Genomic DNA, 11,318 nt, shown 5'->3' on the forward strand with positions numbered 1-11,318 from the left:
TCCGGTTCGAACGCATTATGAACCAACGCAACCCCGTCAGCGGACGGCGATCGCTAGTTGACGATTGCGCGCTCGTCGTTGCCGAACAACTGTCCGAGGAGTCGTTGTTGTCCGAATCGGAGGTGGCGGTTGACTGTTGGTTGGGACACATCGAGCAATTCGGCAATATCCTCACCTGTGCTCTCACGTGGCCACTCGAAGAAGCCGGCGTAGTAGGCCGTTTTCATGACCTCGAGCTGTCTCGGTGTCAGCTCGGCTACCAGCGACGTGACCAGCTCTTCTCGGGTGTGCATCGTCCGCTTGACGTCGCGTCTGGCGACGAGGTCGACGCTCGGGTACTGTTCGGAGAGCATCCCGACGAACTCCCGGACGTTGCTCGTTGGCGATACGTCGACGACGGCTTCGAGTTCCGTCTCGGTGGCCCGGATCGACCGCGGGCACGCACCGTGTCGGAGGAGTTTCGAGGCGATGACGCGACCGGTAATCGCCGCTTCGAAGAGACAGCGGTCGCCAGATTCATTGACGAGGGTGTGGCTTCTGACGGAGACGCAGTCTGCGAGATAGTCGCGGATCGCGTCAGGATTGCCACCGATCGTCGAAAAGAACAGGCGCGTTTCATCGACCGAATAAGCCGTGACTCCTTCGTACTCGACGTGACAGCCGGCGTTCCGTGCGACCCGTGCGAGGAACGTCTCTGCCCCGTCGAACCGAAACGTCAGCTCGAGGAGCGTGTCGGCCTGGAGCGCCTGTCGTGTCTTCACGGCGGTGATCGAGTTTGCGATACTCTCTCCTAGCTCTTCGAACACCGTTCGCTCGAGGTCGTCGAAGACGCCCGGTTCAGTGGCATAGACGGAGAGGACGCCGTACGAGTATTCGTCGACCGTGATGGGGACGGCCAGGCAGGACGAGAAGCCGGCAGTGAGGGCGTGCTTTCGCCAGGCGTCGGTTTTCAGATCCTCGAGGACGTTCGTGACGACCGTCGCCCGCTCGGCTCGCGCCGTGCGGACGGACGGCTCTCGAGACGGTCCGGTCGTCTCGAGGGAGACGGCATTCAGATAGTCCTGACTGGTACCGGCCCAACTGTGTGGCTGGAGCGTGGTCTCGCTGGCGTCGAGGCTCCCGATCCAGGCGAACGCGATGTCGTTGTTCGCCACCAGTCGTTCACAGACGGTTCGCTCGATCTCCTCGCGAGTGGTGGCGTTGACGAGTGACTGATTGACCGTCCGAATGATCTCGGTGATCCCCATCTGCCGTTCCAGACAGTCGGTTCGCTCCTCGAGCTCGGCGTCTTGTTCCCGGAGGCTTGCTTCGCTCTCGAGTCGATCGAACGCGGCTTCGGTCGTTGCCGCAAGCGTCTCGACAAGCTTCCGGGTCTCGTCGTCGATCGTCGATGGGGGTGCGAGAACGGCGAAGACACCGGACCCGCTGATCGGAACGAACAACCCACCGTCGATGGGCTCGTCGAACAGCTGTAACTGTTCAGCCGGTTCGGTCTCGTCGACGATCGTCTGTGTTTCCGTGACGAACGTCTGCCAGACGATGGAGTCGCTGTCGCCGATAGGGACGGACGGGGGATCACCGTCTCGGTCGCCGAATCCGGCGGTAGACGCGATGGGCTCGAGCCGACTCACGTCGTTGCTGAGTCGATAGATGCCGACACCGGTGACATCGAGGACGTCCTCGGTCGTCTCGACGATCAGTTCAGCGACGTCGGATGCCGTCGTCGTGTGGAGTAGCTCGTGGGTGGCCTCGTGGATCGAGGCCAGCGCCTGCTCGTATTCTTTTCGGTCGGTGATATCCAGCGAGGAGCAGCTCAAACCGACGATCTCTCCGGAATCGTCGCGCAGTGGTTCGACTGTCAGGTCGTAGGTGACGACGCTGCCGAATAGCTCGTACGTCACCTCCTTGCGGACGCCCTCGCCGGTCGCTAACACCGTTTGCTTCGGCGTCATAAGCGTCTCCGCTGCCGCCGGTGGTAACAACTCGTCGTCACGTTTGCCGAGCACGTCTTCGCGTCGGAACTCCGGGTGTGGATTGCCGATCCACGTGTAACGGAGGTCGGTGTCCATCCTGAACGCGACCATGGGCGAGTTCTCCAGTGCCACGCGGAAGTGCTCTTTCTCGGTTTGCAGTTCCCGCTCGAGGTGTTTGCGCTCGCGTACGTCCCGACCGATTCCCGCCAGTACCGGATTTCCGTCGAGATCTTCGAGTTCGACTGCGGTAAATTCGTGGGGAACGAAGTCACCGTCGGCAGTGCGGACGTCGGCTTCGACTCGAGCGCTCCCCGCCTCGTGAGCCCGCTCGATCGCCGTCCGGATCAGTTCCTCGTCGTCTCCCTCGTAGAACTCGAGGACGTGCATCGACTCGATCTCGTCGTTCGAGTAGCCCGTCATCGCGGGTAGTCGCTCGTTCCAGCGCTGGACGGCTCCGTCCTCATCGAGCACGTAGAACACGTCGTCGATCGCATCGAGCACGTCGTTGGTATGGCCGACCTGGCGCTCGAGCCGCCGTTCGCGATCCCGGACGGTCTCGACCATGGTGTCGATGGCGTTTGCCAAGTCTCCGAGTTCGTCGTCGCGGTCACTCGAGAAGTCCACGTCCTCGCCCGCGTCGAACCGCTCGATTTTCTCCGTCAACCGTGCGATCGCGTTCCCCGTGCCACCGGGGACGACGAGGCCGAGGAGCCCGACCCTCGACGGCCCCGCGAGCAGTGACTGGTCCGCGACGGATCGAATCGGCGCCGTGGTTCCGTCCCAGACGATAGCAAGGGCGACGAGCGTCAGTGCGAAGGCCACCGTCCCCGTCCGACTGGTGGAGAATCTAGCGGCCAACACTCGTCGGCGCGTAGCGTCTCTCATGTGCCTCTCTTAGCCGCGAGCGGCTATTACTGAGAGGGTCACCGTCCCGTACTGCCATCGACCGATCGCGCTCGTCGATCGGACCGCAGCGAGCAGTCGATTCGGATCGAGACGGCTCGAGAACAGTTTCGATGCGCAGCGGATGGCCACGACAGTACTATTCTCCTGACGGCGAGCTACTCGACGACGAATCGGTCGCCGACCAGACGCGCCGGTGTCTCGAGAACGTCGCCGCGATCCTCGAGTCGGACGGCGCGACCCTCGAGGACGTGCTCAAAGTAACGATCTTCCTCGACGATATCGACGATTTCGAGGCGATAAACGAGGCCTACGCAAACTTCTTCGACGGCGAACCGCCGGCCAGAAGCGCCGTCGAGGTCGGTCGCGTTCCGAAAGGAGCCGCCCTCGAGATCGAGGCCGTGGCAGTGCTCGAGTAGCGGCCGCGAGTCGGCGACGGTACGAGTTTCCTACGGCGAGCCACCCTTGATAAGTCGTAACACTGTCACGTGGTCGCTCTCGACCGGCTGGTCCTCGGGGACCGGACGGCCATCGACGAGAACGCTCACCTCGTGGGGACTCAGATCGACCGCATGCAGGAGGTCCGCGTAGGTCGGCGTCGAATCGACAGCGCTGTCGTCGGGACGATCGGACGCGTCGGTGGCCACCGCCTCGAGCTCGAGTTCGTAGGTGTCCTCGCCTTTGACGTCGACGGTGACGTGCATACGCCGGGTTACGAGGCGACAGTCTTGAGCGCGTCGCTCCGGTCCGACAGCGGGGGTCCCGGCGTCTCGTCAGTCCATCGCCGGTTCGTCCGAGCCGGTGCCGGCTCGCCGGTTTCGAACGTTTCGCCGGTGGCCGTACAGCGCCCGTGCGATCGCGCCGAGCCCGAGCAGGAGGACGAGCAGGTTGAACACGCCGCCGACGATCGGCACCCGAGAGAGTGCGGCCCCGACTAGCAGGCCGACGATCAGCGCGAGCCAGCGATTGCCGAGGCCGACCAGCGAGAGTACCCACGACGCGACGGCGAAGAGCCCGTAGACGGCCCCGATCCACAGCAGCAAGGCGAAGATCAGGATTCCGATGATCGACAGCGGAATGCCGATGACGGTGATCGCGAGTGCGATCAGCAGGATCGGCACGCCGACGAACACCCCCAGTCCGACCAGTCCGGTGCGAAGCGGTCCCGTCGCGACGCTGCTGGCGACGCGGCCGGAAAACCGTGGGAACAGCGCGAGCAGTATCGCACCGAGCACGAGGTTCACCGCGAAGGCGTAGGCGGCGAACAGCCACGTCGCGAACGGCTGGATCGTCGGCGCGACGTCGACGCCCAGCGAGGGATCTTCCTCGATGTCGCCCGCGACCGCGTCGGTGTTGCCCTCGAGATCGCCGTCGTAGCGGAGATCGCCCGCGATCGAGGCGGTTTCACCCAGTCGGATCGTCTCGGCTCCGATCTCGGCGTCGTCCTCGAGCGTGCCGTCGATGACCACGGTGCCGGCCCCGGCGGTGAAGGCACCGCCGACGACACCGGTCTCGGTCACCCGCACGCTTCCTGCACCGGTCTCGACGTCGCCGTCGACGGTGCCGGCGATCGTCACACTCCCCGCGCCGCCCTCGAGATTCCCGTCGACCTGGCCGCTCTCCTCGATTCGGACGTCACCACCGGCGGCACTGACGTCGCCAGTGACGGTCCCGCGGACGATGACGGTGCCGCCGACGGCCTGCAGGTCGTCGACCGTCTCCCCTTCCTCGACGACGACCGTCCCGCCGGCCTGGGGGGCGGACTGGCCGGCGACGACCGCCGGGACGGTGCCGATGACGACGACAGCGATCAGCACCGCGACGACGAGCTGTGACCCTCGGCTCTCTCCTCGTCTCATGTCTCGTCCTTCGACGAGCACGACCAAAAACGTGTTATACTGGTGTCAGGACTCGTGTCGGTTTCAACCCCGGCGAGCCGGGGTCCACCCCGGCGTTGATCCGCTCGAGCGTACAGCCCCGATCACCGCTCGATCGTCTCCGTCGGCTCGCGACGCGAGGCTGGCCTTCGGGCGATTTATCTTCCGTCCCGCTCTGTTGCCGGTATGAGCGAGGCCGAGGCCGACGCCGAGGCGGCGGGGCCCACTCCCGGGAAGACTGAAGTCTGGATCGAGAAGTACCGGCCGGAGCGACTCGACGAGATCAAAGGCCACGAGAACATCGTTCCGCGGCTCAAACGCTACGTCGAGCAGGACGACCTCCCGCATCTCATGTTCGCGGGACCCGCCGGCACCGGCAAGACCACCGCAGCGCAGGCCATCGCCCGCGAGGTCTACGACGACGACTGGCGCGAGAACTTCCTCGAACTCAACGCCTCCGACCAGCGCGGGATCGACGTCGTCCGCGACCGGATCAAGGACTTCGCGCGCTCGAGTTTCGGCGGCTACGACCACCGTATCATCTTTCTCGACGAGGCCGACGCGCTCACCTCCGACGCCCAGTCGGCCCTGCGCCGGACGATGGAGCAGTTCTCGAGCAATACCCGGTTTATTCTCTCGTGTAACTACTCGAGTCAGATCATCGACCCCATCCAGTCGCGGTGTGCGGTCTTCCGCTTTACTGAACTCGGTGAAGACGCTATCGAGGCGCAAGTCCGCGAAATCGCTGCCACCGAAGACATCGCAGTGACCGACGACGGCGTCGACGCTCTGGTCTACGCGGCCGACGGCGACATGCGAAAGGCAATCAATGCCCTGCAGGCCGCGGCCGTCATGGGCGAAACCGTCGACGAGGAGACCGTCTTCGCGATCACCGCCACCGCCCGTCCCGAGGAAGTCGAGGCGATGGTCGAACACGCCATCGATGGCGACTTCACCGCTTCCCGTGCCGCCCTCGAGGAGCTGCTGACCGACCGCGGACTTGCCGGCGGCGACGTCATCGACCAGCTACACCGCTCCGCGTGGGAGTTCGACATCCCCGAGCAGGCGACGGTGCGGCTGCTCGAGCGTCTGGGTGAAGTCGACTACCGGATCACCGAGGGTGCCAACGAGCGCCTGCAACTCGAGGCGATGCTGGCGTCGCTGGCGCTCGAAGACGAGACCTAAATTCCGTCGAGCGCTCGCTCGCCGTCGGCGACACCGCGACAGACGACGGCGATTCGACCGTTGGTTTCGACGACATCGACGCTCCAGCCGTGCGCGTCGGCGATGCGCTCGACTGTCTCGAGATCGCCGTCGGCACCGTTGAGCGCAGCCGAGCGGTTAGTGTCTGACTCCGCCGCGTCTGGCTCCGTCTCGAGATCGACAGTTGCCTCGGTGTCCACGTCCGGATCGTACTGTGTGAGATAGAAGCCGTCGGCAGTCACGTCGACGACGACAGCCGGGACTGGGCCGTCCGCGACGACGAGCCGAAACAGGCACTCGAACAATTCCCGCAGCCGGACCGTGTCGGCCGCGAGGACGCGATCGGTCGCGTTCTGCGTGACGAGCCGTGTGTCACCGGTGTCGACACCGATCCAGGCCCGCCGTGCGATGTCGTGGACGCCGACGGGCTCGGGCTCGACGAGTCTGTCTTCCGCGGCGATCGCGGCCACTCGCTCGAGTCGCTCCTCGACGCGCTCCTGTGCGTCCGCGACGGTCGCGACGTGTTCGTCGTTACCGGTGTCGGCAGCGAGGTCGAGGTAGTTGCGTGCGACGTTCAGCGGCGGCCACACCTCGTTGTCGAGTGCGTCCGCGATCCCCTCGAGTCGCGCGTCGGCGGCGGCCCGCGCTCGTCTGCTGCGGTGCAGTTCGGTTACGTCGTGGTAGACGAGCACTCCGGCTGCGTCGCCCGTGACAGTATCATCGGTCGCGGTCGCCTCGAGCGGGACCAGTGTCACCCGGAACTCGCGGACGCCGTCGACGGTGTCGTGGCGGCGCTCGAATTGACTGCGCTTGCCAGCCTGCAACGCCTCGCGCAGCGTCGTCTGCCGGTGCTCGAGGCCGGACGGGACGAGCCACTCGTCGACCGTGTCGCCGACGACTTCGTCGGGATCGGTGCCGAAGACATCTGCGACGGCGTCGGTGGCTGCTCGCACGACGTGCTCGCCGTCTTCACGTTCGTACCACAGGGCAGGGAACGGGAGCGCCGCGACGACCGTTTGGAGGCGGTCGCGGTCCGGTTGGCAGCGCGGTTCGTCACGACAGACCCACTCGATCTCGTCCGCGAGGTGGACCATGGCATCGTCGGTGTCCCGACGGACATACCCGTCGATGCCGTCGGTCGACCGTGCGGCCCCCGGCGTGAACGAGCCGTCGGCAAAGAGGACGACCGGCGTCGACCCGCAGGCCGCGACGACCTCGAGCAGGTTCGCGCCCGCCGCCGTCGTCGGCGTCTCGGCGAAGACGACGCAGTCGACCGCGGGTGCCCAGTTTTCGACCCGTTCGATCGTCGTCGCCGGGCGGACGGACCGACCGGGACCCGAGCCGGACTCGACGGTCTCGAGGCGCTCGGCGCCCTCGCTGGCCGTCGCCTCGCTGGCGGCGACGTAGAGGATCGGTCGCGGTCGCGTGGTCGCGGTCGGCTGTGTCATGCGGTGGGCCAGTGGATACTCCATACGCGTTCCCACTTCCCCTTAAAAATTTACTGGCCGGCTCGAGGCCGATACTGGGCCGTCACTGTGGCTGTCGGATGACAGTTCGTGCTGGCTCTCGTGGTTCGACGCCGCTCGCCTACGACGGCGCCTCACGTTCGACCGCTGCCCGTCCCGTGGTCTTTGCGAGTCTGACTGCCGTTGGCGGGATGGCGATCGGTTTCGGCCACGGTTGCGGAACTGTTTTACGCGCTGCACGGGCAATAGACGCGTAATGAGCGAACTAGAGGAGGAGTACCGCCTCGAGTACTTCGAGGAGGAAGGATTCGAGCGCAAGGAGTGCCCGAAATGTGGCGCTCACTTCTGGACGCGCGACCACGACAGGGAGACCTGTGGTGAGCCGCCCTGCGAGGAGTACGGCTTCATTGACAACTCGGGGTTCGACGACGAGTACAGCCTCGAGGAGATGCGTGAGACCTTTCTCTCCTACTTCGAGGATCACGACCACGAACGCATCGAACCCTACCCGGTCGCGGCGAACCGCTGGCGTGACGACGTCCTGTTGACCCAGGCGTCGATCTACGACTTCCAGCCGCTTGTCACGAGCGGCGAGACGCCGCCGCCGGCGAACCCGCTGACGGTCTCCCAGCCCTGCATCCGGATGCAGGACATCGACAACGTCGGCAAGACCGGCCGACACACGATGGCCTTCGAGATGATGGCCCACCACGCGTTCAACACGCGTGAGGACGTCGACGAAGACGAGTACGCCTACCACGGCGAGGTCTACTGGAAGGACCGGACCGTCGAACTCTGTGACGGTTTCTTCGACTCGCTGGGTGTCGATCTCGAGGAGGTCATCTACATCGAGGACCCGTGGGTCGGCGGCGGCAACGCCGGGCCCGCCATCGAGGTCATCTATCGGGGCGTCGAACTCGCGACGCTCGTTTTCATGTCGATGGAGCAAGACCCCGACGGCGAGTACGAGATGAAAGACGGCAACCGCTACAGCCCGATGGACACCTACATCGTCGACACCGGGTACGGGTTAGAGCGGTGGACCTGGGTCTCCCAGGGGACGCCGACCGTCTACGAGGCGGTCTACCCCGATATGATCGCCTTCCTCAAAGAGAACGCCGACCTCGAACACACCGAGGAGGAAGAAGACTTGATCTATCGTGCGGCGAAGCTCGCGGGCCATATGGACATCGACGAGGCCGAGGACATGGAGACTGCCCGCGGCGAGATCGCGGCCGAACTCGACGTCGACGCCGCCGAACTCGAGGCGCTGATGGAGCCCCTCGAGGACATCTACGCGATCGCCGACCACTGCCGGACACTGGCCTACATGCTGGGCGACGGCATCGTTCCCTCGAACGTCGGGACGGGCTATCTCGCGCGAATGGTGTTGCGACGCACCAAACGCCTCTGTGATACAGCCGGCGTCGACGCGCCGCTTGACGAACTCGTCGACATGCAGGCCGAACGCCTCGAGTACGAGAACCGCGATACGATCCGCGACATCGTCCGTACCGAGGTCGAGAAGTACCGCGAGACGCTCGAGCGCGGTGGCCGCCGTGTCGAAGCGATGGCCGAGGAGTACGCGGAGAAAGGCGAGCCGATCCCGACCGAGGAACTGATCGAACTCTACGACTCCCATGGGCTCCAGCCGGACATGGTCGAAGAGATCGCTGCGGACGCGGGTGCAGAAGTCGACGTACCTGACGACTTCTACAGTCTCGTCGCGAAGCGCCACGACACCCCGGAGGCGGCCGCCGAGACGGAGGAAGGCGAGGACGAACGCTTCGAAGACCTCCCGGAGACGGAGAAGTTGTACTACGACGACCAGAGTCGTACCCAGTTCGAGGCGGTCGTCCTCGACGTCTTCGAGCGTGAGGACGGCTACGATGTCGTCTTAGATCAGACGATGTTCTACCCCGAAGGCGGTGGCCAGCCCGCTGACACGGGGACGCTCTCGACCGACGACACGACCGTCGAGGTCGAAGACGTCCAGATCGAGGACGGCGTCATCCTCCACCGGACCGACGAGAACCCGGGCAAGGGCGAACTGGTCAACGGCCAGATCGACGGCAGCCGTCGCCGGCAGCTGATGCGCCATCACACGGCCACCCACATCGTCATCCACGCCACACGCCAGGTGCTCGGCGAGCACATCCGCCAGGCCGGTGCCCAGAAGGGCGTCGAGAGTTCCCGAATCGACGTTCGCCACTACGACCGCATCAGCCGCGAGGACGTCAAACGAATCGAGGACCGCGCCAACGAGATCGTCATGGACAACACGTCGGTCACCCAGGAGTGGCCCGACCGCCACGACGCCGAAGCCGAACACGGCTTCGACCTTTACCAGGGAGGTATCCCGCCGGGCGAGCAGATCCGGCTGATCCACGTCGACGAGGACACCCAGGCCTGCGGTGGCACCCACGTCGCCCGCACCGGCGACATCGGCACGATCAAAGTCCTCTCGACCGAGCGCGTCCAGGACGGCGTCGAGCGGATCACCTTCGCCGCCGGCGAGGCCGCCATCGAGGCGACCCAGGAAAAAGAGGACGCACTCTACGAGGCCGCCGAGATCCTCGACGTCTCGCCCGAGGCGGTCCCCGACACCGCCGAACGGTTCTTCGAGGAGTGGAAGGACCGCGGCAAGCAGATCGAGGACCTGAAAGAACAACTCGCCGAGGCTCGCGCTGGCGGCGGTGGCAGCGGCGAAGAAGTCGAGGTCGGCGACGCGACGGCCGTCATCGACCGGATCGACGCCGACATGGACGAACTGCGCGCGACCGCCAACGCCCTCGCCGAAGACGGCAAGATCGCCGTCCTCGGCAGCGGCGCAAGCGGTGCCCAGTTCGTCGTCGCCGTCCCCGACGATGTCGGCGTCAACGCCGGCGAAGTCGTCGGCGAACTCGCCGCGAAGGTCGGCGGCGGCGGCGGTGGCCCGGCGGACTTCGCACAGGGCGGCGGCCCCAACGTCGACGATCTCGATGGGGCGCTCGAGGATGCCCCAGAGGTCCTTCGTCAGATCCTGAACGCTTGAGCGAGCGCTAATCCGGCTCTTACTCGAGCGAAACGAAACCGATCCCTTCTTTCAGCGTTCGTCCCCTCGAGTTACCCATGCCCACCGCAACGAACGGAACCACCTCGCTGTACTACGACCGCGCGGGCGAGGGTGACCCCGTCGTCTTCGTCCCCGAGGCCGGCCTCGGCGGCTGGCTGTGGGGGTGGCAACACGCTGCCATCGCCGGCCCGTACGAGGCCATCGTCTGGGATCTCCGGGGAACTGGCCGGTCTGACGCACCGCCTGGCCCCTACAGCCTCGAGACGCTTGTCGCCGACCTCGAGACAGTCCTCGCCGACTGCGAGCTCCGCAACGCCCACCTCGTCGGCTGTGGCCTCGGCGGTGCGATCGCACTCGAGGCAGCCCGGACCTCGAGTCGCGTCGCGACGCTGACGCTGTTCGGCACTGCCGCGCGCGGGGACGCGTTCGACCTCGAGCCCTTGTTCGCACCGCCGGACGACCTCGACGAACTTCGCCGGTCGCTTTCTGCGGGCCTCTCTGACGACTTTCTGGAGGCCCAGCCCGACGTGCGCGATGGCATCGTCGACTGGCGGGCCGACGGCGACGCCGACCGGGCGGGCTGGGCGGCACAGGTGGCAGCGCTCGAGGGCTTCGACGCGACCGACCGGCTGGTCGAGGTGACTCAGCCGACGCGGGTGATCCACGGCGGCGCGGACGAGCTGGTGTCACCCGCCGCCGGCCGGGAGTTGGCGCGGGGACTGCCCCGCGGGGAGTTCCGGGCGCTCGAGGGCGCGGGTCACCTCTGTTTCGTCGAGCGCTCGCGGACGGTCAACGACCTGTTGCTGGGCTTTCTCGAGGCGCAGACCGCCGACGGATAGGT

Annotated in this window: 8 protein-coding genes; 4 read left to right on the top strand and 4 right to left on the bottom strand. The window is 65.8% G+C overall.

What is annotated here, in order from left to right; genetic code table 11:
* Nucleotides 1-53 precede the first annotated feature (53 nt).
* Nucleotides 54-2,795: a bacterio-opsin activator domain-containing protein gene (locus tag ACFR99_RS17230; protein ID WP_390289964.1), complete on the bottom strand. Its 2,742-nt coding sequence runs from the start codon at nt 2,793-2,795 to the stop codon at nt 54-56.
* A gap of 194 nt (nt 2,796-2,989) precedes the next feature.
* On the opposite strand from ACFR99_RS17230, the gene ACFR99_RS17235 reads away from it, so the two are divergent.
* Nucleotides 2,990-3,295, top strand: a complete 306-nt coding sequence (locus ACFR99_RS17235; RefSeq protein ID WP_390289967.1) for a RidA family protein — start codon at nt 2,990-2,992, stop codon at nt 3,293-3,295.
* 30 nt (nt 3,296-3,325) lie between these two features.
* Here the strand turns inward: ACFR99_RS17235 and samp2 are convergent, their stop codons facing one another.
* The gene (gene samp2 / locus ACFR99_RS17240) at nt 3,326-3,580 is read right to left on the bottom strand and encodes a ubiquitin-like small modifier protein SAMP2 (RefSeq protein WP_390289970.1); all 255 of its coding nucleotides are present in this window, start codon (nt 3,578-3,580) and stop codon (nt 3,326-3,328) included.
* A gap of 69 nt (nt 3,581-3,649) precedes the next feature.
* The gene (locus ACFR99_RS17245) at nt 3,650-4,735 is read right to left on the bottom strand and encodes a DUF8173 domain-containing protein (RefSeq protein WP_390289972.1); all 1,086 of its coding nucleotides are present in this window, start codon (nt 4,733-4,735) and stop codon (nt 3,650-3,652) included.
* A 204-nt stretch (nt 4,736-4,939) separates the two neighbouring features.
* On the opposite strand from ACFR99_RS17245, the gene ACFR99_RS17250 reads away from it, so the two are divergent.
* Nucleotides 4,940-5,938, top strand: coding sequence for a replication factor C small subunit (locus tag ACFR99_RS17250; RefSeq protein ID WP_390289975.1), 999 nt, complete (start codon nt 4,940-4,942; stop codon nt 5,936-5,938).
* Here the strand turns inward: ACFR99_RS17250 and ACFR99_RS17255 are convergent.
* Complete coding sequence (locus ACFR99_RS17255) at nt 5,935-7,428, bottom strand: PAS domain-containing protein (protein ID WP_390289978.1); 1,494 nt, start codon at nt 7,426-7,428, stop codon at nt 5,935-5,937. The genes ACFR99_RS17250 and ACFR99_RS17255 overlap by 4 nt on opposite strands.
* A 250-nt stretch (nt 7,429-7,678) precedes the next feature.
* Between ACFR99_RS17255 and alaS the strand changes: the two genes are divergently transcribed.
* Complete coding sequence (gene alaS / locus ACFR99_RS17260; protein ID WP_390289981.1) at nt 7,679-10,456, top strand: alanine--tRNA ligase; 2,778 nt, start codon at nt 7,679-7,681, stop codon at nt 10,454-10,456.
* Between the two features lie 77 nt (nt 10,457-10,533).
* The gene (locus ACFR99_RS17265; RefSeq protein ID WP_390289983.1) at nt 10,534-11,316 is read left to right on the top strand and encodes an alpha/beta fold hydrolase; all 783 of its coding nucleotides are present in this window, start codon (nt 10,534-10,536) and stop codon (nt 11,314-11,316) included.
* Nucleotides 11,317-11,318 lie beyond the last annotated feature (2 nt).

The organism is Haloarchaeobius amylolyticus (genome assembly GCF_042678045.1).
Taxonomy (GTDB): domain Archaea; phylum Halobacteriota; class Halobacteria; order Halobacteriales; family Natrialbaceae; genus Natrinema; species Natrinema amylolyticus_A.

What these genes read in the sequence shown, in the direction of transcription:
- alaS (WP_390289981.1), top strand. Translation starts at nt 7,679, where the DNA reads ATGAGCGAACTAGAGGAGGAGTACCGCCTCGAGTACTTCGAGGAGGAA.
- ACFR99_RS17250 (WP_390289975.1), top strand. Translation starts at nt 4,940, where the DNA reads ATGAGCGAGGCCGAGGCCGACGCCGAGGCGGCGGGGCCCACTCCCGGG.
- ACFR99_RS17255 (WP_390289978.1), bottom strand. Translation starts at nt 7,428, where the DNA reads ATGGAGTATCCACTGGCCCACCGCATGACACAGCCGACCGCGACCACG.
- ACFR99_RS17235 (WP_390289967.1), top strand. Translation starts at nt 2,990, where the DNA reads ATGCGCAGCGGATGGCCACGACAGTACTATTCTCCTGACGGCGAGCTA.
- samp2 (WP_390289970.1), bottom strand. Translation starts at nt 3,580, where the DNA reads ATGCACGTCACCGTCGACGTCAAAGGCGAGGACACCTACGAACTCGAG.
- ACFR99_RS17265 (WP_390289983.1), top strand. Translation starts at nt 10,534, where the DNA reads ATGCCCACCGCAACGAACGGAACCACCTCGCTGTACTACGACCGCGCG.
- ACFR99_RS17245 (WP_390289972.1), bottom strand. Translation starts at nt 4,735, where the DNA reads ATGAGACGAGGAGAGAGCCGAGGGTCACAGCTCGTCGTCGCGGTGCTG.